This is a genomic window from Candidatus Brachybacter algidus (assembly GCF_016707225.1).
GTDB classification, from domain to species: domain Bacteria; phylum Bacteroidota; class Bacteroidia; order Chitinophagales; family Saprospiraceae; genus Parvibacillus; species Parvibacillus algidus.
Genome location: NZ_JADJID010000007.1, coordinates 162983 through 189925, shown reverse-complemented (window position 1 = coordinate 189925; position 26943 = coordinate 162983). Strand labels below are relative to the sequence as shown.

The following is a 26943-nucleotide window of genomic DNA, read 5'->3' as shown; positions in this document are numbered from 1 at the left end:
AATTTGACCAAGCGACTTTCAGCTCGTTATCTTATGGTATAATTTTAGTCTCATCTATATTTGCGTTTCGTACTACTTATCGCTCGCGGCGATATAAAAACAATATCTATTCGAAATTTATTATTTAATGCCACTGGTATAAAGTAATATACTCAAGTTTAGGAGGGAAAAAAAAGGGGGGTGGTTGGTGTTGTGGGGTTTGTGGTGGGATTTGTTGGGTTTTTTTTTTTTTTTTTTTTTTTTTTGGTATAAAAAGGAAAAAAGGGGAGTGGGGGGGGGGGCGCCCGCCGCACGAAAAAAAAACAACCAAAAAAATTTTTAAAATTTTTTTATAGTTTTTTTCTTAAAACCCCACTAAGTAATATATTATTCGAATTGTTATCATCAAGATAGCCGGCAATTCTGCGCCCATTTCCGAATTTACAGTCACTAGGCTAATTTAGTAAGTGTATTTGCTATTAAACTTTTTTCTTCTACAAAAATAAAAACAGCAATATTCATGTTGTTTTTTATAATATTAACATATACTAACAAAGTGTTAATATTGAAAATTTTATTGTACTTTTAAATCAACATTAAACACTAAAACTAAAAGTATACAGCTGTTTTTTTCAAAAATATATTTAATCAGTGATTAATAGTTGTATATAAATATATATTAATTTTAATATATTAATTTTTAATAAATCTGTACACTTTGACTGATTTAATAAACTAACTATTAATTTTTTTTATCAACTACCAATACTATTAAAATGAAAAAATTATTAAGCATTTCGTTTCTTTTTCTCTGCTTTCACTTATTCGCCCAGTCAGATCCAGGCGAAACTCAAAAAGTGAATATTGCAAAAGAATTTCTAAAAACAAAAATCAACGAATTAGGATTTAGCGAAAAAGATCTTTTAGACCTTAAAGTTTTAAAATATACTATTTCAAAGAAAACTAATTCTACCAACATCTATTTCAACCAGCTAATTAATGGGATGGAGGTACGGAATGCTACGGTCAATGTCCATTTAAAATCTGACAACTCTGTCTTCAATTGGGGCAATAGTATAGAACCTATTTCAAATAAAGATAATGCTCCCATGGCTGCCTCACTCAATGAAAAGCAGGCTATTCAAGCAGCAGCAAGCCAATTAGGATACAGTTTTAAATCTGAAATTATTGAGAAGAAGGACAGTAAACTGAAAAATAATTACAGATTATATGGCAACGCTAAAATATTTAGTGTTCCGGATCTTTCCCGAGTAGACATTCCTGTAAAACTAATGTATGTCAATTTAGAGGGTGTTGTAGTACTGACATGGGAACTCAACATCTCTGCTGTTAATGGAAGCGATTGGTACAATATATATATAGATGCCAATAATGGCAATACCGTACTTAAAGAAAATTGGACAAAGGAATGTAACTTCGGTAGTCATGAAGGAACTCATAGTACTTGTGAAGTACACGACTTAAAAAAGAATAATTCTATTAATTATGTCACACCGATATCCATGTCGTCACCATCTATTACAGCTGTTGGAGATGGATCTTCTTATAGAGTATATGCTGCTCCTATCGAAGCACCTTCATTTGGTGCAAGAACATTATTGGCGGACCCTGCTGTGGCGTCGGCATCACCATTTGGCTGGCATGATACCAATGGTGCCACGGGTGCTGAATTTACTACTACACAAGGCAATAACGCCCATGCATACACAGATCTAAATGATGATGATAATCCAGATGCCGGTTCATCACCAAGCGGAGGAGCAGGATTAGATTTTGATTTTCCTATTGATTTGACTTTGCAACCCAGCACATATAGACCTGCTGCTGTAACTAACTTATTTTATTTCAATAATTATATACACGATTTTGCCCACGTATATGGTTTCGATGAATCAAATGGCAACTTTCAGGAAAACAACTATGGAAATGGAGGACTTGGAAGTGACTATGTATATGCCGAAGCTCAGGATGGTGGTGGAACCAACAATGCAAATTTTGGCACGCCAAATGATGGAAATAATCCAAGAATGCAGATGTACCTATGGAACTATTCAAGTCCAGGAAGGGACGGGGATTTCGACAATGGAGTAATAGCACATGAATATGCACATGGAATATCAAACAGGCTTGTAGGCACATCTGTGTCATGTTTAGATAATACCGAACAAATGGGAGAGGGATGGAGTGACTTTTTTGCCTTTGCGAGTACATGGCAGGCAGGAACGAACCTTACCAGTTCCAGAGGTATTGGTACTTATGTATTGAATCAATCGACAAGTGGCAATGGTATCAGACCAACCAAGTATTCTTACGATTTGATAATTAATCCCTCTAAATACAACACCATTAAAACTGCCGCTATTCCACATGGAATTGGATATGTATGGGCGTCAATGCTTTGGGATCTTACTGTAAAGTTAATAGATAAAAATGGAGAAAGCCAGGGTCTGGATATAGCTTTAAATCTCGTCATGGAAGGCCTAAAACAAACAACTTGTTCTCCGGGTTTTGTAAGTGGTAGAGATGGAATTTTAGCAGCAGATGCGTTGCTATACAATTCTGCAAATACTTGCCTTATTTGGGAAGTTTTTGCAAGAAGAGGATTAGGTGTTTCTGCAAGTCAGGGTAGTACTAGTAGTCGAAGTGATGGTGTAGAAGCTTATGATGTACCTCCTGTACCGGTTGGAATGGCCGCTCCTGCAGTTCAAAGTACTTGTTCAGGAAGTCCAATTGCCGCAATAACACTTACGGCAGATGTTCTAGGTTCGACATTTTCATGGACCAGAGACAATACTGTTAACGTCACAGGTATCCCTGCATCCGGAACAGGAAACATTTCCGGTACCTTGACTAATCTCACAAATGCTCCAATCACTGTGACTTTCACCATCATTCCATCTAAAAACGGGTGCAATGGTTTAGCATATACTGCCACAATTACTGTCAATCCTTCACCTACTTATATTGCCACCCCGGCATCACAGAATGTTTGCCAAGGAGCAGCTATAACAACGATTGTACCATCAGGTGGAGCTCCGGGAAGTATTTATAACTGGACCAGAGACAATACAGCCAATGTCACGGGGATCCCGGCTTCCGGTAGTGGAAATATTTCGGGCAACCTTATAAATTCAACAAATGCTCCGATTACAGTAACATTTACAATAGTGCCTGTGAATGCTGAATGTCCCGGCACTAATATTTTGGTTACAGTTGTTGTCAATCCAACATTGAATATAACTTCAACCCCAGTTTCTCAAACAATTTGTTCGGGGAATTCAATTACAACTATCCAATTAACTGGATTAGCTGCTGGTTCAGCTGTTTCCTGGACGAGAAATAACACCGGAACTGTCACAGGAATAGCTGCTTCAGGCGCCGGAAATATAACCGGGACACTTACCAACACCACGACCAGCCCCGTGACTGTTACCTTCACTGCTCATTCTACCTTAAATGGATGTGCCGGCCCGGATATAACAACTACTGTTTTGGTCAATCCAACACCGACAATTTTGGCTACACCATTAACACAAAATGTTTGTTCGCAAAGTACCATCACACCTATAATAATTACAGGCGCAGTCACAGGAACAATTTTCAATTGGACCAGAAATAATACAGCTAATGTAACTGGAATTGCTGCTTCAGGTAGCGGTAACATATCCGGAACTTTGATAAATACTACTAATGCACCAATCACTGTAACATTCACCATCACACCTGTAGCTAATGGCTGTACCGGAACCACATTACTTGCGACAGTTACAGTAAATCCTGCTCCACCAACCAGTATTTCTGCTAACCCTAATCCGGTATGTACAGGTGAAACAATGTATTTGTCAGCTACCGGCGGTACAAGTTATTCATGGACAGGTCCAAATGGATTTACGTCTTCACTTCAGAACCCTTCCAGAAACATTACTTCTGTAGCAGATGGTGGTTTGTATACAGTTGCTATGACTACTATACAAGGATGTAATTCTAATTTGAGTATAAATGTAGTGGTTAATCAAGGTCCTTTAGGAGCGATCTCTGCTAATCCCAATCCTTTATGTACCGGAAATACGTTGAATCTGGACGCACCATCAGGAACATTTTATGCATGGACGGGACCAAACGGATTTACATCTACATTAAAAAATCCATCAATTCCAGACGCACAACTGGTCAATGATGGCACTTATACGGTAGTTGTAACTTCTTCACAAGGATGTGTAAAGTCTTTCAGTGTGGACGTGGAGATAAAACTTTCCCCAATTGCCAAAATAGGATTCGATCAAACTACAGCATGCATGGGCTCTGAGCTTCAACTGTTTGCGAATGATGGTGGTTCGTATGTTTGGACAGGCCCGAATGGCTTTACATCTACTGCTCAAAATCCAACTATTGCCAATGCATCAGCAGTCAATAGTGGCAATTATAATTTTGTAATTACAGCGCCTAATGGTTGTTCTTCAGCATCTTCTACGAATATAGTTATTCAGGAACTTCCAATAGTTTCGGCGTTGGCCAGTGATTATGAAGTATGTGAAGGAAGTACTGTTTCATTATTTTCCTCTGGAAATGGCGTTAATTACCAATGGAATGGACCATATGGTTATATATCTAATTATCAAAACCCTGTGATAGAAAACATACCGGGCTACATGTCAGGTATTTATACGGTAAAATCTACAGGAAATACAGGATGTGTCAATGCTGTTGGATTAAGTATTGTGGTGAGTTATAGAATTGAAAGCAATGCATTCGCTACTCCAAATCCTGTGTGCGAAGGTTCGACCTTGGAACTGCATGCCACAGGCGGTGATTCTTATATATGGACGGGTCCAAATGGATTTCATTCTTATGAACAAAATCCTGTGATCCACAATACATCATTGGCTGCCGCGGGTGAATATGCAGTGGTGATCCACAATACTGGCGGATGCGAAGACGCAATCAATTCTTTTGACGTGGCAGTAACTCCTGTTACTTCAAAAGCTCAGGCTAGTGCTTCACCTAATCCGGTGAAAGAATATAATACTGTACAATTTACTTCCAGTAATGGAGTATCACATAGTTGGACTGGTCCGCTCAACTTCAGTTCTGATATTCAGAATCCTTTCATTCTTAAGATAACACGATTTAGGGCTGGTGTTTATACAGTAGTGATAGAAAATGAAGAAGGCTGCCTATCTACTGCAAAAGTAAATCTGAAAGTTCTTCATACCAATAAGAATGGTCAATTTATAATGGCAGGTGGAGATTCTGATCCAAATCTTAAGACTATTTTTGCCACCGAAACCACTACCAGTGATATTATAACAGGGAATATCTATCCAAATCCTACTGAGGATCTTTTACATTTTGATATGGATGCTGCTTCTATTGAGTTTACTATTTATAATATGCTTGGACAAGTAATAATAAACAATCAGACAACTTTTACAAATTCGATAAATACTGCTGAGCTTAATTCCGGTATTTATTATATCATTTACAAATCATCTGAGAATGATCAATTGTTCAAAAATCGGTTTGTCAAGATAAAGTAATTCCAAACGAAAAAATTTAATTGGTCATTTTTAATTAAGTCTGAAATAAAAACCCCCTTAAAGAAATCATCATTAAGGGGGTTTTTTAATTATTTACAAGACCTGAAAATAAATTTTTTGGAATTAAAAATGAAATCATTCCTTCAAAAGATCAGCAGCTTCAGCGTTCATTCTTACTTGCTCTGGATTTTTACATCCTGGTATGACAGCAGTAACACCCGGCTGATCGAGACACCATGCCATGGCCCATTGAGACATGGGAACACCTGATGGTACTTCTTCATTCCTGATTTTTTCAACTTCCACCAGTTGCTCTTTCAGCTGGTTGGCACTTTGTTTGGAGCGCACATCATTATCCGGAAAGGTACTTTTCAAATTATACTTTCCTGAAAGCAATCCACTGGCCAAAGGCACTCTGGCCAAAACACCTAAGTTATCTTTAATAGCTGCGCGCAGATGTCTTTGCTCTGCGCTTCGATCTAATCTGTTATATAATATTTGAATGACTTCGATCCCATATTGTGAGGCTTCTTCTGCTTGGATCTGTGTCGTTTTATTTAATGAACAACCAAGATGTCTAATCTTGCCGGCACTAATTTGTTTGTCTAATAACGTCCATAATTTATCATTACGAAAAGCGCCATCAGGTCCGGAATGGAATTGATAAAGATCGATGTAATCGGTCTTTAATGCCCTTAGACTTAAGTCCAATTGTTCGACAACTTTATCAGCCTGGAACACATCCGTTCTGCTCAAGAAATCGTGAAACTTGTGTCCAAATTTTGTTGCCACGAACCAACTTTCACGATCATTTCTTGAAAAATAATCCCCAATAAACTTTTCAGACAGGTGGTCGCCATAACACTCTGCAGTATCAACAAGCGTAATACCACATCGCTTGGATTCCTCCATAATGTCATCTACCATTGACTGAGTATAATCAATACCCCACTCTCCACCAAACTGCCATGTGCCGAGGCCTATGACGGAGACTTGTTTATTTGTTTTGCCTAAAGTTCTGTAGATCATGGTAATTATAAATGATTTAATGGTGAATGGTGAATATAAGAATCACTACTTTCTAAAGGGAAAAACTTGAGAAATGTTTTGAATTATTTGAAAAAAATGAAATGTCACGAGATATCCAAAAAGAGGAAGCATATAACGAAGGTTATATTTTATCGCCTAAAGGGCTAAAAGAAAATTACTATGATAATACCGTTTTTGCGATAAAAAAGAATACCTGAATCAAATTATATACAATACTTCACTTTCCATTATTTTCGTACTTTTATCCTTTCTTCATTATCCTTTTCCTTTTTTTATAACGTAGGAGTTTAAACTTATGGTTTTTTCTACCGTTCATTTCTTTTAACACATAATCAAATTTTCAATGAAGTTTTTGTCTACCTTATTTTTTGCACTCTTCATCTTAACATTGTCCGCATCCAATTATCACGGTGAGATCCACCAATTTAAGCAGCCGGATGGCACCGTAGTCGACGTCAAACTGTATGGCTCAGAGTTTTATATCAGAGCTGAAGGACTTGATGGTTTTACGTTGATTAGAGATAAAGCGACTAATTGGATTTACTATGCCAACGTTTCATCCGATAGAACAGAATTGGTAGCAACCGATATTAAATACTTGGGACAACAGAATAATATCTTCAGCCTAAGATCCGATATTGGCCTTCCTCAGCATCTGGATATATCCCCAGAATCTTACAATAAGATCATGGACGACAACGCACATAAGATGTTTAACCAGCCTTCTATGGCGGCTGTGCAAAAAGGATACGGAAATCAAAATAGAGCAGATAAGGTTTTAGAAGGAAATTTGAAGGGTCTTTGCATCGTCATTGATTTTTCTGATGAAGTGAATCCATTAGGTATCGAAGAATATGAAAATCTATGTAATGGATTAAATTATACTAAGTACTCCAATAACGGTTCATTAAGACAGTACTATCTGGATGTGTCAGGTGGCCTTTTGGATTATGAAAATGTGGTTTATGGGATCTTCAGAGCACCAAAGACTTTCCAGGAATATGATGACATGCCCTATGCGCAAGGAGCACAGGAAATATTGGGGCTAACACTGAAATGGATAGATGAACAAGGTTTTGACTTTTCAAATCTATCAACAGATGAAAATGGCACCATCATGGCTATCAATATGATGTATACAGGCAATCCTCCTGAATGGGCTCAAGGTATGTGGTATCATCAGGGATATTATGGTGCATTCCAGGCAGATGGTGTCAGAACAGGACGATATAATACTTCACCTGCCGCCGCCCCTCTGTCTATTGGAACCGTGGTGCACGAAAACGGACATATGATTGGTCAGTGGCCCGATACTTATAAGTATGACAATACTACAGGACCAGATGGCATAGGAGCTTTTGATGTCATGTGTGCAACGGGCCCTGAACATAATCCCGTTTTGCCTAATCCTTACTTTATTAACAGAGTGGGATGGGGCCATGCTCTTGAAGTGAATGACCTGAATACAAGATTAAGAGATACTGCCAATATTTATTCAAGTTATATTTATAGAAATAAGGCTAATGAAAGAGAATTTTATATTTTTCAAAATAGATTAAAACAAGGTAGAAGTGCCGGTATTCCTGATGAAGGATTGACTATCTGGCATATAGACAGAGATGGAGATAATCAAACAGAACATCACGAAACATATCTGGTGCACAACAATAATAACATCAACGAACATAGTGGTGCTTGTTTCAGAAAAGGCAGAAATGAGGAGTTCAATTTCGATTCTACTCCAAATTCTGACTGGTATGATGGGAATCCGAGTGGTCTTAGGTTATGGAATTTTGGTGAGAAAAATGCAGAAATGCAGTATAGTATCGGCAGAGGACCTGCTATATCTGTGGAATATTTAAGTCATACAAATGATAGCAATGGTGATGGCCAAATAATAGGTGGTGAGACATTCGACCTTAATGTAAACCTTACCAACCTTGATCTTGGGCTTTCAACAACTTCAGTAGTGCGTTGCAAGGCTGTAGGTCCGAATGCTTCTTATGTAACAGTCATCAATCCGGTAATTCAACCTGGTGATATTGAGCCAAACGCAACAATCTCTGTGAGTTTTCAGATTTCTTTAGAACCCGGGACTCCAGATTATACTGTACTAAAATTTAGGTTTGAGGCCGAAGAAGACGATAGAATAGCTTTTGTGGAAAAGGAAATATCCACTGGATTCGTATATCTCATGGATAGCATTCAGGTATCTTCCTGCAGTGCCTTGTACTTGGATCCTGGAGGATTGGATGCTTATGATAATAACATTGATTATGTTCAAACTTTCTACCCTGCTGATCCAAATGGAAAGGTCAGCGTGGAATTTTTTGAATTCAATGTAGAATTCGGCTCTGGGTGTAATAATGATTATTTGAGGGTCTTCAATGGTCCGGATATTTCGGGTACGGTTCCTAAGAAGTATTGTGGAGAGACATTGCCTCCAAAAATAGTTTCAACTGATCCCAGCGGTGCATTAACTTTTCAGTTTCATTCAGGTCTATTCAATGTATCTCCAGGGTGGAAGGCCTTTATAAATTGTGAGTTTCCATTGAAAAACAATAAGGCCAAAGATGGCTTAATTGCAAATATTTATCCAAATCCAACACACGATAAGATCCATATTACCTTCGGTAAAATAGCAAATTACAGCATTACTGTAATGGATATGATGGGCAATAAAATAAAGGAATACGACTTGAAAAATGATGACGTATTAACCCTACCTCTAAATAATTTGGTAAGTGGGGTTTATAATGTTCAGATCGTGTCAGGGCAAAACTTTACGACAAAAAAATTGATCATTCAGTAATCAAACATTAATTAAATTTGGAATAATGGGCAAGATCCTGGTAACGGGCGGATGCGGTTATATAGGAAGTCATACTATAGTAGAACTTATTCAACTTGGATATGAGGTGGTATGTATAGATGATCTGAGCAATTCTGATGGTTCCGCCATCGAGGGAATCGAAAGCATAACAGGTGTTAAAGTAAAGAATACAAAAATCAGTGTTGGCGATTCAGTTGCATTGCAGACTTTTTTTAAGGAAGAAGGTCCGATTGAAGCGGTGATACACTTTGCCGCATTTAAGGCTGTAAATGAATCAGTTATTTTCCCTCTAAAATATTATCAAAATAATCTTGCAAGTCTCCTTGTCTTAATCGAGACTATGAAAGATTATCACTGCAATAATTTGATTTTTTCCTCTTCTTGCAGTGTATATGGAGATGCGGAAACACTTCCTGTCAATGAGCAAACTCCATTGGGTGTGATTCAGAGCCCTTATGCCAGAACAAAACTTATTGGGGAAGAAATATTACAGGATTGTTGTCTTGCAGATCCTGAATTTAAAGTCATTGCTCTGAGGTATTTTAATCCGGCAGGAGCGCACATTAGTAATTTTATAGGAGAATCCCCTACCATAAATGCTTCAAATCTGGTACCTGTGATCACTGAAACTGCCATAGGGAAACGACAGGAAATGAGTGTGTTTGGAGATGATTATCCTACCAGGGATGGCACTTGTATCAGAGATTATATTCATGTATCAGATATCGGATCAGCTCATGCCATAGCTATTTCTTATATGAAAGATAAAATGGATGTTTCCAATTTTGAAATTTTCAATTTGGGTTCAGCAAATGGAAACACTGTACTCGAAGTAATTCATGCATTCGAAAAATCAAACGGTCTTTTTCCAAAATTCAAAATTGTACCAAGAAGAGCAGGAGATGTCATAGCAATATATGCGGATAATAGGAAAGCCTTGGATCTATTGAATTGGAAGATTAAGCACAATCTAGAGGATATTGTGAGAACGGCGTGGGAATGGGAGAAGAAGCGCTCGATATGAGTAATGAGTAATTCAGTGGTCAGTGGTCAGTGGTCAGTGGTCAGTGGTCAGTAATCAGGTCAGTAACTTAGAATTTAGATATCAAGTTTTAGGTGAGAAAGGAAGAATGGAAAATTGAGAATGGAAAATTGAAAATGATGGTCAGTTTCCTTAAGCAATGCTATCTCGTTTCCACAGCAGAGCTATCAGCCAATAGCCAATGGCCGGCAGCTTTAGTGAAGAGGTGAGAAGGTGAGAAGGTATGAGAAATTCAATATTCAGACTTCCGGTTTAATATCAATATACAATACTGTCCTTTAGGATATTATATGTTCTAGTTTCCACAGCAGAGCTAACAGCCAATAGCCAATGGCCATCAGCCATAAATTAGTAAAGCCGCTTTTCTTCAAGGTTTTCCCAAGTATCGAAAGGAGCATTAAAATTACTCATGTCCATTTTTATAAATGGAATACTACGATCACTATGTGGAAGATCCAATTCGCGATAAATGAAAGAATCATCAAATCCTGCCTTCGCAGCATCGTCCTTGCTTGCTATATAATAAACGGCTTTTACTCTGGCCCAATATGAGGCCCCCAAACACATTGGACATGGCTCACAAGAAGTAATAAGGATACAATCTGTCAGTTGAAAATCGTTCAAGGCCTTGCACGCATTCCTGATGGCTATCACTTCTGCATGAGCAGTAGGATCATTCGTGGTGGTGACACTATTGGCGCCGGAAGCGATTATTTTGCCATCTTTCACTACAATTGCTCCAAATGGTCCACCTCCATCCAGGACATTTTGAACAGCAAGGTTGATGGCACTTTCACCAAGTTCGCGTAAAGTCAGATCTTCATTCATTTTTTATCAATTAGTAACTCAAGTTTTCGAGTAAGGTTAAATATTGCTTAACATATATATATAATAGAATAATAATATATCTTAATATTTTGATATCTAATTTATTATCCAAACAATTAATATTTTAATTAATCTGTTCTCTCAAATATAAGCGTAACACAACATTCGAAGTTTTATTCTAACTTCTAATCCCGAATAAGATTTTCTACTCCTTGCAAACGTGATAATCTAGCTCGGGACTTCCGCTATACTCCAGTTTCTGACTTCTAACTCACAGATCAATGATACCAACTGTTTCACCGAATATAATCGCGTTGAAACTTCATTGAGTTTGGTCGATTTAATAAGTTTCAGCTCTATGCTTTGCTGTTTCGAGTTTCCAGTTCTTCCACTTCTCACCCATGATTTTATTCATACCTTTATCTATGACAGAGTGCTGAACAAGGTTTCTAACAGCTACAAATTTATTAGCAATACTGTTATGAGCTCTCAGTGCCAAGGAGAAACCACTATCCACGTATTCAATATAATGCCACCAATGAGGGGGTATATAAATAGTATCACCATGTTCGAGGATGGCTTCGATGCCTTCTGCCTTGCGCAATGCGGGAAATTTGTCATAGTCCGGATTATGCAAATCTACTTGACTTTGGACTGTAAATGGCTGATGATAAAGGTATTTTGACTGATCTTTATCAAAGAGCAAGACCTTTTTTCTTGTATGGAATTGTGTGAGAAAATTAGAAGGACAATCAATATCAAAATGCAATGGTGTGATGCTGTCTTTACCTCCAAAAAACATAAAAGGGAGCGTTTTTACAAAACCATCCATAATAGTAGGCCAGGTAAAATCTTCTCTTAATTCCGGAGCTTCAGCAAAAATATTAAATAAGAATAGGCGCAAATCTGTTGGACCTTTTTCGATAGCCTCAATATATGTCTTGAAAGCTACCTTCTTCTTTTCCATATAATGTGCACCAGGATTATGAAAATTTTTATCCACAAGGGGTACCTGAAGGTCTCCGTATTTTTCTTTAAAGAAATCAAAGGACCACTTATCCAACCCTACCCAATCCTTCGACATGTCGGTAAGTATAACCGGCAGATTCTTATCCAAATATTCATTTTTAAATGCTTCTTTGGATAAATTTGACCTTCTTTCTATTGACTTGAGAATCATGAGCTTAGAAAATATACTTGATAAATTTTTAATAGATATATTAAAGCTATAAAACAATGCAATACAGCCTTATTAAGATTTAATCATCTTCTATATCCTATTAACTAAAATATGAAATCTAAGTTTCATTTTTACTTAATTTTTTTCAATTAATTAACGACAGATCGACCGAAATTGTGCAAAAAATTAAGAAATAATTTCCTTGTATATTCTATTTAACTAAAAATTCGATGCTGGAGGGATGTACCTTGTCTCTAAATACTTCAACTTTAGACTTTACAAAGTCAGATTGTTTGCATGTGTAGATATTGACAAATTGTTGAGGATTCCTGTCGAAAAGAGGAAACCACGAACTCTGTATCTGCACCATGATGCGATGTCCCTTTCTAAAATTGTGTGCAATGTCCGGCAAATTGAACTTTACTCTATCATCCTTACCGGGTTTGAAGCCCTCCGGATCAGAAAAACTATTCCTATATCTGCCACGCATGATCTCGCCACGAACCAACATCTGATAACCACCCATGGGCACTTTATCAGAGGAGTATTCTTTGAAGTCATCAGGAAAGACATCAATTATTTTTACAACAAAATCAGCATCTGTAGTAGATAATTTAACAAAAAGGTCTGCTATTACAGGACCTATTGCCGTCACATCTTCTTCAAGTATATCGGATTGATAGGTGAGAACATCACTCCTTTGGGAAGTAAATCTTTGATCATCAAGCATATATTCTCTGGTTCTGTTCCAGCCAATCTCACTTCTGTAAGGAACCGGATGGGCAGGATCACTTATGTAAGAATCTGATCCGGTAGCTTTATCTGATGCAGCATTCTGACTTAGGCCATTCTCTGATGTCAAGTACAACTTATAAGGACGTGAACCACTAGGTGGCCATGTTTCAAATTTATGCCAATTATTTTCACCTGTGATGAAGACATTCACCTTGCCACCCACCATTTTATTAGGGCTGTCTTCCAGGTATTTTTTAAAAAACGGGATCTCCATTTCATTCTGATACCATTCAGCAGTTTTTTGTCCAAATTTTACATTTCCAATTGAAGCTCCATCTCCTCTTCCACCCCAATTACCATGATACCAGGGTCCCATGACGAGCATATTATCTGAAGAGCTGCTTTGTGATTCAAGGGTTTTAAAGGTATTCCATGCACCATAACAGTCTTCTGCATCGAAGAGACCACCGACGACCATCACGGCTGGTTTAATGTCATTTAAATGAGGCAGTGGATTGCGGTCAGCCCAAAATTTATCCAAATCAGGATGTGCATACATGTCATTCATAAACTGAAGACTATCACCAAAATAATTTTTTTTAATATCGGATAATGCTCCGGCCTTCAACATAAAGTCGTATGAATCTTCTGAAAATTTTGATTTAACTGATGCATACTGCTTTAATGGATTTGGTCTTGGCAATCCAAAGCTCCTGTAAAAATTAAAAGCATCCATCAATGCAAATGCTCCATTATGATGAAAATCATCTCCTCTGAACCAATCTGTCACAGGTGCTTGCGGGCTTACGGCTTTCAACGCTGGATGCCCTGACAGTGCAGCCATCGTAGCGTAAAAACCGGGATATGAAATACCCATGATACCAACATTGCCATTATTGTTTTTCACATTATTGGCCAACCAATCGACGGTATCATAAGTATCTGAAGCCTCGTCTATATCCTTGCTTGATTTTTTGTTGGTGATAAATGGTCGGATATCTTCAAATACGCCTTCACTCATAAATCTTCCTCTTACATCCTGAAACACTATAATATATCCTGCTCTTAGGTAATATTTATGATAGGTATTGTATAGTTCGGCAAATTTTTCCACGCCATAAGGTCTACATGAATACGGGGTTCTTACCATTATGATAGGATGCTTTTTTGACAAATCCGTGGGAATATAAACGGAAGTAAAAAGGCTTATACCATCGCGCATTTTGATCATCTTCTCCTCCTTTGTATAATGCATCCGCATATACAGGGAGTCCTGACTGTTCTGGGCTGATAGTGAGTGAAATACATTTAAACAAAGGAAAAGAAGAAAAAATCTAGCAAATCTCATAGAATGAATATTAATTACAGATAAAATTAAGTAAATCTTCATCAGTTGGGCAAAAATTAATGCAAGCAAAGTCAAATTTTGAAAAGAATTGTAATTTTTGAACGGTAATTGTCTTATTGGATGTGAACGAATCTATTAAGGAGTATTTACAATAATAGCAACGACATTCTGTATAAGAGAATAAAACAACGATTCAAATAGGTGGGACATCTATGTGGTAATGCGATAGGAAGCTAATAAAAAAAGCAGATCCGGAAAATGGATCTGCTTTTTTACCAATAATATTCTTAGTTAATTCAAAAGGAATCGGAATGTTACCCCTCCTCTTTGAGATATCGTCTTAAACTGTTGTGATGTCTTAGGACTTGAAAGATTGTAGTCATAAAACAGTCTGAGTGTAAGATTCTTGTTGTATTCATACTCAATATTCGGGGCTATTCTAAATGTAGTAGCACCTCTTGAAGTAAGTGTCCTGTCCTGATCTATAAAATGACTCACAGAAATATCATCTCGGTAAGATACATCCAGTCTAAAAATAAGGTCATTGGCAGAAGGTGCTTTTCTGGAGCCACCGGCACCTGGCTGTGAGGAAGTTTTGGTTGTATCTTTTTCCTTATCCTTTTTCTTCTTAGATTTTTTCTTTTGGAATTCTTTCATAAAAGGCAACTTTACGTTGTGCATTTCATATCCGGCTCCAATCGTGAAATCAGAAGTTTTAGTCTCATTCACCAGGTTATCAACGAATGACAAAGAAAGGTTTCTGATTTTTTTATAATCTACATTAAAGGTAATGTCATTTTTAGTTTTAAAATCAAACCTGATCAAAGGGGACAATCCTTCTGTGATAGAAATAGCAGGTATCTCCAGCCTACTGTAATAATTCTGTGTGATTGGATTGACCAATGTAGGGTCATTCGCATCGAAATAAGGAGAAGTATTAAAGCTATTGACTGTCAACGTAGATTTGTACGCATGAGAGACATTGATACTCGAGAAATATTTCTTAAAGAAAGCAATCTTAGTCAGTCCATTATATGTCACCTGCCAGTTGACCTTTGGAGTAGTCTTAAATGCATCTAAATTCTGCGTGGCGGCACTTTTGTTTGAATAAGCAGCCAGGAATGCAGGCACAAGCACCTCTTGCTGTATCCTTCCAAACCCTTCAGCATATCCTGTAGTTGGATCCGGATTAGTACCTAACCTATTTGAAATAACCACCCTATTGGATTCAAATCGCTTGAACACATCGTCAATATCATTAAAGAAAGTACCCAATGTAAAGAAAGTCGTGGTATAAGAACCGACATCCCTGCCGCTATATCTACCAAACCCTTCTCCGGGGGCCTTGATCTTGAACAATTCTGTGTGCGTTTCCTGATAGGTCTTACCCGCGTTTAGATCAATTTTAAAATCGTTGAAAGGTTCTAGATTGACTCTTCCTTCTATGACTTGATTCTTACCAAGGATAACCAATTGATTTTGGAATATATTCTTAGTGATCCATTGATTATTCGGTGCTATGGCCCTTTCAAAATATGCATTGTCAGGTTGCCAGCCAGCTACATAACTAAGTCCGGGAGCATCCCAGGAGTCCATACCCAAAGCTGTGGTCTTAGGTGTATATCCAGGAATTGAAGAGTTTAGGTTTTCCGTATAGGTTAATCTGGCTTTTCTCACACTAAGCAATGGCCTTATCAGTATACGTTCTGCAAGGGACGGTTGATAGTTCGCCCTCCTCTCTATTCGTTCCTGCTTGCGTTTAGCCTTGTCTTTTTCTTTCTTAAGCTTAGCTTTTTCTGCTTTCGTCAGACTCCCTGTGGAAGTAGAGTCTACTTTTGCATCACCATCCTTATTTTTACCTATTTTACCATCTTCAGGAGTATTTTTATCGCCTTGTTTCTTTGGAGGTGTGACTTTATCACCTTTTTTAGGAGTAGTCTTAGTACCGGGTTTTTCAATCTTTTTGAGATAGTCCCATTTAGCATATAATCTATCAAAACTTAGATCAGCATTGATCTGTCTGATCTGAGTATTCTGGATCACATTACCCAAAGTATCCACATTGATAGCAGCAGCACTCCAGGTATATGAACCTCCGTACAATGCCCGCATCGTAACCCACTCCATGAATGGAATGTTTTTAAATGGCACGTTATAGTTCAGGTTGAATGTATGCTTATAGTTTTTATTCCTTCCAAGATTTTTTACATTATTCCATATTTCCGCTCGATTGCTATTGGTATTAAAAGCAGGATCAGGAAGCCCGGAATCTACAAATCTGTCACTTAATTCATCTATTACTGCAGTATTCTGAGCGACAAAATCAAATTTCAATGATTTGGTGAGATCCCAGTTAAGACTGTAATTTCTATCCCACAAGAAGTTCCTTGTTCTCCAGGTACTTTGGAATGGATCCGTAAACCTGTACAATTTAGTGCTGTATAATCTATTGAGTTGGGTATTAAAGGTAAATGTATTGGGAACCAAATTAAAATTAAGGTCCGTAATAAACTTGACGTATTTATCCTTTTTGATTGCCTTAGCAAATGGAGCTATATAAAGAGGCTTCATTGTAAAGTTGTAATCGAATCCACCTTTGTATTGATCTGTTTGATCATTGGCTATGATGGGATCAGTACGTTTAGTTCTGGAATGTCCATAAGTAAAACTAAAGTTTTCTATGTCCCACGGAAGCGGAGTTGAGGCTTTGTTTAATCTCTCTTTGCGTACATTATTGAATGAATAACTGGTAATATTTTCGTATTCTATCGCTTGTTCGCGAAGACTATCTTTGACATTTGCATCTACAGTATTCAGTTTATCTTTCAATTTTATATCCAGATCGTAAGGATCATATTCCGGCGTTTTAACACTGGTAGTATACTGATAGTAAAAAGGAATTTTAATTCCGGTCTTACCCGGTATAAATTTACCAAGTTCCAGATTGGTGCTGATATCATATTGATAGTTGGATTCAATAGCTCTCTCCTGGAGTCTTTGATCCAGCGCTCCCCATCCAAGTGAAGAATATGCGCCTGAAAGCGTAAGTGTACCAAGGTCAGCAAGTTGAAAATCTAATCTGGATATAGCAGCTACACCACCCCGCTCATCGAATCCTGTCATCCGGAGTTCATTGACCCAGATCTCACCACACCGTGGTATTCCGCCATCTTTATTATGGATGCCTATCATTATCCCTTTGACGTAACCAAGGTTAGGATTCCCTTTTACAGTAATGGTATTATTTGGTTTCTCTGGATCCGGCTTTGAGTAATAAGTACCTACACCATTTAATTTATTCCTTTCTTCTTTCAATTTAGTGAGCACTTCCAAAGGAAAATTGAAAGCATTCTGTTCCAGCCATACTTCATCACTGTATAAAAAGATGTCATTGGACAATGCTTTAAGTTTGTCCAGATCTGACATTTTTAATGGAACCTCATATTCATAGTAGTTATCAGTAAAGTCACTACCGATTCTCAGGAAGAGGCTTAAATCTCCTTCAGGAATTGAGTTATTCTGATCAGCAAGAGTCTCCGCATGAACAAACATTTTCAATCGGTCATATCTCCTCATGTCAATGTTTGTATTTTTGAATACACCTACTCTATAATCTTCAGGTAGATTACAGAAATTCATTGCAAGTGATTGTTCATTCTGAAATGTCTCAGCATATGCACCTACAGCTCTCTCCAATCTCAAACCTTTAGGCAGGACATAGGATACCGGGATTTTGGCAGAGTTGTCTTCAAAATTGACTGCATTCAGATCAAATTTTAGATCTGAAAAAGGAGGTTGAATAATGATAGGACCGTCTATAGCGCCCGTAATACCTCTGGTGTACTTCCTCCATTGATTCCTGACAAGATCCATTCGAGCAAATCGCATGATGGTTTGTTGACCGAAATCTTTCATGAATAATCTCATGAATCGAATAGATCGAAAATCGCTAATACCCCCTACTGTTTGTGTTGGCTGATTGATCGGAACTTTAAATCTGTACCAAACCTCCTCATCATTTCGGCCATGTATCGTATCTGTAATGAATTGGTTCAGCTTAATTCCATTACCACCGTCCCACTCTATTGGAATCTCGTATTGATAATATGCTTCAGATTCGTTCAGCGAGTTGTCATTGTTTATATCTTCCCGATCTGGATAGTTGGTAGAGGCTGATTGGACACTTGCATTACTTTGTGTAGGCTTTGAATTACCTTCTTGTCCGTTGAACTTCCTATATCTTTCAAGAATGGGAGAATTGTTGTCAAATTCTCTAAAATGCTGGAAGTCATCGGCAGAAGGATCAGCAAGGATTTTTGCTTTTGCATCCGCACTCAAATTCGAGTTTTGAATTGCATTGATAAAATCAGTATAGTACGCTCTTTCCTGTTCACTGTTTAATCCATCAAGTCCAACATCCTGAGCCTGACGCTTGGTAAGGTCATTGTCAAAAGCATTGATAAATTGGTTAACTGCAGGAATATTACCCCATACTGAATTAAATATTTTTTGATTATCATCATTGGGACCAGGCAGGCCGTTTTCAAAGAAATTTCTTGAATCCCTCAATACATCCTCAGAAACATTCCCTAAATTGATAAATATCTTACCGCTTGAAGTGTTTTGAACACCATTAGGTCTGGCCAAGAAGGGACTCAACATATAGAATTCAATAAATTCATAGTTTTGTGCCTCAAAATCAGAGTTTGTAATAGCCCGCTGAATCCCTGCCCATCTAGAAGTAGGTTCATTGAGACCACCCGCAGAGTTTAATCCTGCAGAAAATCCAGGATAACCACCCGGGATATCAAAGTTATAAGGCCCTCGCTCTGTCGGATCATATACTACGTCAAAAGTATATAAGCCGTTGTTGATACCTACGACATTGTTCCTTCTTTTGAATACCTCATTAATAGCAACAAATCTCGAGTATGGGTCATTGATATCAGTTGGGTTTAAGGCATTAACCTCTGCACGGAACCAATTCAAGTGCGCTCTATTGGCACCATAGGCAAGATTGTTCGTCAACATTGATTCCTTGAAAAGCGGGTTATTGTTGGCATTATCGTTCTGAGGTACACTTGAGATAAACCATTCCTGGGTCGGGGTTCTTAGATCAAAACTCGATGTACTTCCTTCGAAGTCATCTATATAAGCAGAACCACCTACGTCAGCCAAGTTATTGATAAACTTCGAATGACCCGGTTGTAGCAAGGCAAATTCGGAAGTCAAATTGACTTTTGAAACTTCTTTAGTCTGAATCAAGGGCAGCTTATCAACGAGTCTTGTCAACCATTCAGCATCTTTCGAAAAGTTGAAATCTACCCCGTACACTTTATTATTAAGCGGATCATCTCCGAGATTGACTTTTTTGAGTATATGGTCTTTCTGAAAGTCTCATGAAGGTACCTCCAATATTGATATTCTTATTAATAGCATAGTCTGCGCGCAAGCCCATCATTGACTTTTGCTGAAAACTGAATAAAGCATTATCCTCAAAGGAGACATTGACAGGTACTCCTGAAGTGAGATAGGCATCATTGATGATGTTGACCTTACCCGCAGAATAATCTATGGTATAATCTTGATTTTCTACCAGTTGCGTACCTCCGGCTGTCACCTTCACAGAACCCTGAGGCACATTAAATGCACCTAATGAGATCTCAGAAGAGACTGAAGATTTATACGACCCCTTTAAAGTAAATCGATTTTTCTCGGGATATTCACGTGCCCTGGTTATTGTCCTGGTATAAAGATCAGGATAAGTATAGCGCTCTGCTAGGCTAGAATTATTAATTTTTTTGGCGAGATCACTTCCAAATGGCTCCAGCACCGGGAACATGATCCTACCAGTTCTGCTATTGATCGTGACGCCTTCCACAAAGTCAAATACTCCATCCGGCTGCGGATCACCCGTAGTGTTCAAGTTGTCCAGATTGAATATTCTCAAAAGAGGTTGACCTTTGAGGTCTGTATCTGGAAGGAATCTTTTCTGCCCATAACCCGGATCTTCGTAAAAAACATCAAGCCTAAAGTCCAGCGCATTTGTTTGATATGCTCCGACAGAATATATGTTTTTCATCATCAGATTCCAAAGTGGAACTTCCGTTTTCTGTGATGTAGCTTTTAGTAATTTGACAAAAATCACATTCGGCTCTACCGGATTTACGGGAACTTCATAAGAAAACTCTCCTACTTGATAGATCTTGTCATTATATCTATATCTGTAGGATACACCCAATACTTGATCTGGCCTTAAGCCAATATTTATTGAAACGAAGCCTAATTCAGGATGAAAGGTATAATCAGTTCCGCTTCGAAGCTTTCTTGCTCTTACTTTTTCAAAATCCTTAGTTTGAACAAGGTTTAATGGGGAGCCTTGCAGGGTATTAATAGTTCTGCTGAGCGGACGACTATTTAATGAATCCTGAATAGCAAGTTGATTATACAACTTGTTTGAATTGTTGTTCGGCAACTCAATTCTTCCTGTATAATCAGGATGATTTACAGATAATGTATCGTTGATCAGTGGATTATAAGTGGTTAATGTCTTCCATTCACCCAAATCCGCCAATGCTACAATGTCCCTTACATCCTCAGTCTCCTGACGGTCATTGGTTACCCAAACCTCAATATCTGTTATGGAGAAAAGCGAATTGATCTGAGGGAGGGTTTTCAGTGCATTATTAAACTGATTTCTATTGTATTGAGACAATAGGAAGTGTTTATTTTCATCATATTGGTCGATGGGTAGTGAAAAAGTCTGTAACTGACTACCACCTTGCAATTGTAAGTTTTTCCGTTCTGATTTCTGCTGGGAAATCAAACCGGTTACTTTCAAATGACCGAACTGGAGATCAGCTTTTATTCCGAAAAGAGACTGACTACCTTGAATTAGCGAACTACGCAATGGCAAACTAACGTTACCCGCTTCAATTTTTCTAAGAATATCGTCCTCTCCAAAGCTTCCTCCATCAAAATTTATCTTGATCACCTGGTCAAAATCAAATTGGGATTGAGTATTGTAATTGGCGTTAATATTTAATTTTTCGCCTACTTTCCCAGCAATACTTAAGTCTATGGTAGGTTGAAAATCAAAATTGGTATATTTTCTTTGGCGCTCAGTAGCTGTTGGATTGAAGGTATTATTGGAGCTCAAGCCCAGGTTGATGTCTACACTACCTGCCGGTTTGATATCTATATTATCACTTCCAAAGAGTCTGGTGATGATGGAAGTACTGGTCTTATAACCTTCTAAAGGGTCTTTTGCCTGGCCAGAATTTTTACCATCCGATATACCTGCCAACTTATTAAAATAAGACGTTTCTTGTTCTTTGGCTTTTGCTGCCATAAATTCTGAGAAGGTCATTCCCACAGGAGCTTCCAGAAAATCAGAACCTAATTTTGTAGATTCAAAGTAACTATCAGTTTCAGGATCATAATTGAATCCCTGATCGATATCAGGAGGTAATTTTAGATTGATTGGATTGGTCGTATCGATGGGATAGATGGACTTGCGCACCGGAATTGTATCCTGTGCGTGTTCATCTGTAGATTCTTTAGTGTTATTTAAGAATCCTCTTCTAATCAGGTTCCCAGCGGTCAAGGCATAAATCCCGAGACAAATGATTAAAACAGGACCGAATGTGTTGATTTTAAAATTCATATAAATAAGTCAACTTGCATTATTCGCAACAAAAAAATAGATGATATTTGAGCTAGCGCGGTTCTTTAAAAAGAATAATCTGTGCTCAACTAATTACTGTTTTTATTCGTGGTGAATTGCTTTATTCAAAATTTATGTGTTTATCTTTAAGGTTTCGACTTACACTAAACGCATAAGTTTTTGATTTCGTTTGTATTCTGAAAAATTAACACTTTTTCTTTTAATCTCTCATATTCAACTAGCCCGACAAAGCCCTTAAGGCTGCCTTGACAAGTTGTTCCAAATTATATTCTTTCCCTTCTTTCAATAGTGATGTAAGCGTCTTTTCTATGGCAGCCTTCTGAAATCCAAGAGCCTGCAAGGCAGCTGACGATTCATCCCTAAGAATATTGGTACTATTACCTTGCATGGTGACATGCTCAGATTCAGGCTCCTTGGCTAATTTGTCCTTCAAGTCAATAATGATGCGTTTGGCAGTCTTTGGGCCGATACCTTTGACCTGACCAAAAACTCTTTCATTATCATAAATAATAGCCTGACGAATGTCGTGAGGCATTACGGAGGAAAGAATCAATCGCGCTATGCCTGCCCCAACACCATTGACAGAAATCAAATGCTGAAATAAAGATCGTTCTTCTTCGGTAAAAAAACCATATAAAGTATGTGAGTCTTCTTTGATTAGTAAGACAGTCAATAACTTAACCCGCTCCTTACCCTCCAATTGAGAGTAAGTATTGAGGCTAATATTTACATGGTAACCGATACCTGATGTCTCCAAAAGGACATAGGTTGGTGTCATCAAAGTAATTTTCCCATCAATGTATGAAATCATGAGGCAAATCTGTGTTTTTTGCGCGGCAAAGGTACACAAAATATAATACCAAGCTAGCTTTTAAGCCCTAGTAATTTAATACACACCTATAGAGAACATGAAAATTGCAAATTATGACTAATAGGAAATTAAAGTTGGCAAAACCTACATTCTGCTTCAATTTTCGTCCGTAAAATGTTTCCTTCTTTTTTCCTGATTGAATTTTTCAACATTGAAGGCCTTCGTGCCACCTCTAGGTATTGAAAGTGACTGCCAGGGATCCTTGGCTAAGAGTTTGGCTAAAAATACGATTTGTCCTACGTGATAAGGGTAGTGCGCAAGTTGGCGATTGATAGCCTCCATCACAGTGTGGCCCTCATTGCGAATATAGATTATCCTGTCCAAATCCTGACTTCCTAATGAATTAAGCGCATCTAAAAAACATTTCCACCCTTCTTCCCAATGCCGCATGATGTCTGCCGACGTAGAAAGGTCATTGTCAAATTCTGCTTCTCTCTCCCGCCATTCCTTCTCCCCGTCAGCCGTCAAAAAATCAGTCCATCTTGACATCATATTGCCCCAAATGTGTTTAACAATAGTGCCGATACTATTGCTTTCATCATTCAACTTCATCACAAAATGCTCGTCGCTCAGTTGACTCATCGCCTTTTCGCCCAAAGATTTATAGTATTCCATTTGCTTTATCACACTTCCCAGATAATTGTCATTGATGTTGTCCATCTCAATCTTTTGTTATTTCTAAAAAGCCCTTGACTGCACGAAGTTGCCCAAAGGTGAACCTGTCTGGCAACTTTTGTTTTAGTTCAGTCAAGCTTAAGTCAAGGTGACCTTTTATTGCCTTAGTAATATCTTCAATATCAGGAACTTCCACGTAGTCATATATGGATAGTTTTTGCTCGCCTATAAGATGGGCGATGTGGCCTTCAATAGTGCTTTGAGCCAGATTTCTTTCCTCCGCTATTTGTGGAATTGATTTTTCCTCTTGCAACATTTGTAAAGTGATCATTCTAGTATCTACTTTGACTTTCTTTTCACTTGGAGCTCTAATTTTTCGCTCTCGTTTGACGGGAACTATCGAATCTAAAACTTCGTCCCTCCTGTCCGGGACTATATCAAATTCATCACAATAATCTTTAATGATACCTAAGATCTCCTCGCCATACCTATTGACCTTCGCTTTGCCAAAACCTTTAACTTTCAATAACTCTGACTCATTTTGAGGCATATATGTCGATAATATCCTGAACACTTCCTGATTTCCGATTAGATAAATCGGAATATCTATGGACTTACAAAGTTCATCCCGCCACTTTTTCAACTTTAAGTATAGTAGATTATGATCTCCCGGATCAGCCATATCACTACCGGATCCTGCTTTTTGTTCGTTGTTGTAAACGGAAAGTTTTTTTGCCGGAGGAGCGTATCCGGTCTTGGCATTTAAATATGTGACAATACTAAAATTATCCACCATCTTCTCCATGAGATAGACTTTCAGGCTCATGAGTTGGTATAATTCATTTAAATTTTCAGTGACCTTCGAAGATAGATCTTTTAACTCTGTTGATATATGATTTTCCAGAATATTGCTCAGTGTCTGCTTATGGAGTGGAAGGAAGTACTTCAAAGCATCATTTAACCTTTGATTCAGGCCGGCAAGTCCCGCTTCTCCACCGCTTTCATCGCTCAATTTCCTAAGACTTGGTAAAAATTTGTCCACGATGATCTGTTGATTCGTAAAGGATGTCCTTAATGCTTCTGCTTCCGGAAGACTTTCTTTTGAAAATTTGTCCACGACCTTTCGGATCTCGGCGTGCATAAAATTCGAAAACTTCAGTAAATCACTGCAGTCAAGCATTTCAGCCATTAAAAGATATGCATATTTCTGCTTAGAGTCCTGCAAATATTTATCTATTTGGCCTTGAAATGTTAGTTTATTGACTCCTTCCTTAATCCTGCTATCATAAACAATGGCATTCGAATCTATCCTTGAAAGCAATACGATACCCGCTAAACTGGTACATCTGGATAGCGCCACATATACCTGCCCGCTGCTGAAAGAGAATGCCGCATCGATCATGACTTTGTCAAATGTCAATCCCTGGCTTTTGTGAATGGTGATGGCCCAAGCCAGTTTGAGAGGGAATTGCAAATACCGGCCTAATACTTTCTGTTCCACAGTACTTGTCCCATCAGTAATGCTGTATTTGGTATTTTCCCAAAAATCCCGGCCAACATATATCTTTTCACCTTCACAATCGACCACGACATTATCGTCGGTACAAGAATGGACCACACCGATCTTACCATTAAAGTATTTTCGGCCCATATTGTCATTCTTTATGAACATTACCTGGGCGCCGACTTTTAGGACCAAATTGAAATCATTTGGGTATAAATATTCGGGAAAGTCATCCTCTATTTCCGCCGTATATGTATAGGCTTTTGTATTGAGCTCTTCCAACTTTGATTGATTCGCCCTATCGGCTCGAGCATTGTGGGACGTAAGTGTGATGTATTTGTCGTCCTTGAATGGGATAAAGTCAGGTTGATAGTTTTTATTGAGCAGGGCGACGTCCTGAGGAGTGAGTGCATTGTTCCGTACTTTATTAAGCAATTCAATAAAACTTTCTTCCTTTTGACGATATATTTTAGTAAATTCAATACAAATCGGTCTGTTTTCTTCCACAACCTTTGATTCGAAGAAATAAGGAGACTTATAATATTTGGAAAGCAACTGCCATTCTTCCTGCTTTGCTACAGGAGACAACTGACTTAAATCACCAATAAACAGCAACTGAACCCCACCAAAAGCCTGACGGTGATTGCGCCTTACGCTTCTAAGCATGGTATCTATTGCATCGAGGACATCGCATCTTACCATCGAGATTTCATCGATGACCAGCACATCCATATTGCGCAGGAGATCCAGCTTTTTTTTGTTCTGACGGATGTTGCGATTTAACTCTGCTTTGTATTCATCTGTGGGTATAAATGGTGCAAAAGGCAGTTGAAATAAACTGTGCAATGTCACTCCACCTGCATTTAGTGCAGCAATACCTGTCGGCGCTGCCACCAAGATGTTTTTTGGGCTGTTGTTGATGATGTATTTTAGGAAGGAAGTCTTACCGGTACCGGCATTTCCTGTGACAAAAATACTTTCATTTGTTTCATTGATGAAACGGCATGCGAGTTCGAAAGACTCATTGATTTCTAGTGTTTGCATTGGTTTAAAATTAGCACTTATTGAAGAATTCATAGGACAAATATTTTGGTGAATAGGTTTTGAATTTGTGAAGATTAAGCAGTGGTGCTTGTTTTATTAAGAGATTTATTTTAGTTTTTGTATTTAAAATAGGATTTTATAGAAAGCATTTTTTTAGAAAAATGTTAGATTTTAATTTTTATGTAAAGCATTTTATATATCGATAGACATCGTTGGCCAAGTATATTCTCTACTTTTGTATTGACACAAAAAGTAGCAAAAAAAGTCAAGGCTGGACGTCCTGCCTACGTCACGCATCTGCCAGCTAGGGTTCATACACATCTTTTTAATTTATATCAAAGTGAAACTTTGGTGACACCCCGACGTAGGTTAACCTACGCCGAACCTTCACGATCATTGTTTTGACTATAAATTAATGTACATCATTCGCTGTGGAACGTTGAGCTTAGGTTAACCTAAGTTCGTGTGTCTGCAAAATTCATTTTGCTTATAATAAACTTAAAATCAATAAATTATCTTGCTATTCATAGAAGAGCCTTTATTGAAAAAATACTTATGTATAAACCCTACCTCTACAACAGGGGAAGTAAAAATTTTAACGCCCAATCCCAACCAGCCAGCCATCCATCTTCATTTAATTAATAAAGCAATTATTTTGTATCAACCATC

12 protein-coding genes are annotated in these 26943 nt (G+C 38.0%); 3 read left to right on the top strand and 9 right to left on the bottom strand.

What is annotated here, in order from left to right; translation table 11 throughout:
- Positions 1-755 precede the first annotated feature (755 nt).
- Positions 756-5537, top strand: coding sequence for a M36 family metallopeptidase (locus IPI15_RS18080; protein WP_287421661.1), 4782 nt, complete (start codon positions 756-758; stop codon positions 5535-5537).
- Between the two features lie 135 nt (positions 5538-5672).
- Here IPI15_RS18080 and IPI15_RS18075 read toward each other — a convergent pair whose 3' ends face one another.
- Positions 5673-6566: an aldo/keto reductase gene (locus IPI15_RS18075; protein WP_287421660.1), complete on the bottom strand. Its 894-nt coding sequence runs from the start codon at positions 6564-6566 to the stop codon at positions 5673-5675.
- Between the two features lie 364 nt (positions 6567-6930).
- Here IPI15_RS18075 and IPI15_RS18070 point away from each other — a divergent pair, with 364 nt between their 5' ends.
- Both IPI15_RS18070 and galE read left to right on the top strand, forming a co-directional pair.
- Positions 6931-9399 (top strand): M6 family metalloprotease domain-containing protein, encoded by a 2469-nt coding sequence (locus IPI15_RS18070; protein ID WP_287421659.1) that lies wholly within the window; start codon positions 6931-6933, stop codon positions 9397-9399.
- Between the two features lie 25 nt (positions 9400-9424).
- The gene (gene galE / locus IPI15_RS18065; protein ID WP_287421658.1) at positions 9425-10444 is read left to right on the top strand and encodes a UDP-glucose 4-epimerase GalE; all 1020 of its coding nucleotides are present in this window, start codon (positions 9425-9427) and stop codon (positions 10442-10444) included.
- 366 nt (positions 10445-10810) lie between these two features.
- On the opposite strand, the gene IPI15_RS18060 is transcribed toward galE, so the two are convergent.
- From IPI15_RS18060 to IPI15_RS18025, 8 genes are all read right to left on the bottom strand, one after another.
- On the bottom strand, positions 10811-11290 hold the full coding sequence (locus tag IPI15_RS18060) for a nucleoside deaminase (RefSeq protein WP_287421657.1): 480 nt from the start codon (positions 11288-11290) through the stop codon (positions 10811-10813).
- 340 nt (positions 11291-11630) lie between these two features.
- A complete protein-coding gene (locus IPI15_RS18055) occupies positions 11631-12470 on the bottom strand; it encodes a cupin-like domain-containing protein (RefSeq protein ID WP_287421656.1) in 840 nt (279 codons plus the stop codon).
- A 211-nt stretch (positions 12471-12681) separates the two neighbouring features.
- Entirely contained in the window at positions 12682-14553 is a 1872-nt protein-coding gene (locus IPI15_RS18050) for a CocE/NonD family hydrolase (protein WP_287421655.1), read from the bottom strand.
- Between the two features lie 291 nt (positions 14554-14844).
- Complete coding sequence (gene sov / locus IPI15_RS18045) at positions 14845-19887, bottom strand: T9SS outer membrane translocon Sov/SprA (protein ID WP_287421654.1); 5043 nt, start codon at positions 19885-19887, stop codon at positions 14845-14847.
- Positions 19888-19903: 16 nt separating this feature from the next.
- Positions 19904-22219, bottom strand: coding sequence for a T9SS outer membrane translocon Sov/SprA (gene sov, locus IPI15_RS18040; RefSeq protein WP_287421653.1), 2316 nt, complete (start codon positions 22217-22219; stop codon positions 19904-19906).
- Positions 22220-22457: 238 nt separating this feature from the next.
- Entirely contained in the window at positions 22458-23051 is a 594-nt protein-coding gene (gene ruvA / locus IPI15_RS18035; RefSeq protein WP_287405208.1) for a Holliday junction branch migration protein RuvA, read from the bottom strand.
- Positions 23052-23207: 156 nt separating this feature from the next.
- Positions 23208-23762, bottom strand: a complete 555-nt coding sequence (locus IPI15_RS18030) for a DUF1572 family protein (protein ID WP_353845329.1) — start codon at positions 23760-23762, stop codon at positions 23208-23210.
- 10 nt (positions 23763-23772) lie between these two features.
- Positions 23773-26307 (bottom strand): helix-turn-helix domain-containing protein, encoded by a 2535-nt coding sequence (locus tag IPI15_RS18025; RefSeq protein WP_287421651.1) that lies wholly within the window; start codon positions 26305-26307, stop codon positions 23773-23775.
- Between the last annotated feature and the right edge of the window lie 636 nt (positions 26308-26943).

Excerpts from the sequence above, each read along its gene's own strand:
- IPI15_RS18080 (WP_287421661.1), top strand. The coding sequence starts at position 756 with ATGAAAAAATTATTAAGCATTTCGTTTCTTTTTCTCTGCTTTCACTTA.
- IPI15_RS18075 (WP_287421660.1), bottom strand. The coding sequence starts at position 6,566 with ATGATCTACAGAACTTTAGGCAAAACAAATAAACAAGTCTCCGTCATA.
- IPI15_RS18070 (WP_287421659.1), top strand. The coding sequence starts at position 6,931 with ATGAAGTTTTTGTCTACCTTATTTTTTGCACTCTTCATCTTAACATTG.
- galE (WP_287421658.1), top strand. The coding sequence starts at position 9,425 with ATGGGCAAGATCCTGGTAACGGGCGGATGCGGTTATATAGGAAGTCAT.
- IPI15_RS18060 (WP_287421657.1), bottom strand. The coding sequence starts at position 11,290 with ATGAATGAAGATCTGACTTTACGCGAACTTGGTGAAAGTGCCATCAAC.
- IPI15_RS18055 (WP_287421656.1), bottom strand. The coding sequence starts at position 12,470 with ATGATTCTCAAGTCAATAGAAAGAAGGTCAAATTTATCCAAAGAAGCA.
- IPI15_RS18050 (WP_287421655.1), bottom strand. The coding sequence starts at position 14,553 with ATGAGATTTGCTAGATTTTTTCTTCTTTTCCTTTGTTTAAATGTATTT.
- sov (WP_287421653.1), bottom strand. The coding sequence starts at position 22,219 with ATGAATTTTAAAATCAACACATTCGGTCCTGTTTTAATCATTTGTCTC.
- ruvA (WP_287405208.1), bottom strand. The coding sequence starts at position 23,051 with ATGATTTCATACATTGATGGGAAAATTACTTTGATGACACCAACCTAT.
- IPI15_RS18025 (WP_287421651.1), bottom strand. The coding sequence starts at position 26,307 with ATGAATTCTTCAATAAGTGCTAATTTTAAACCAATGCAAACACTAGAA.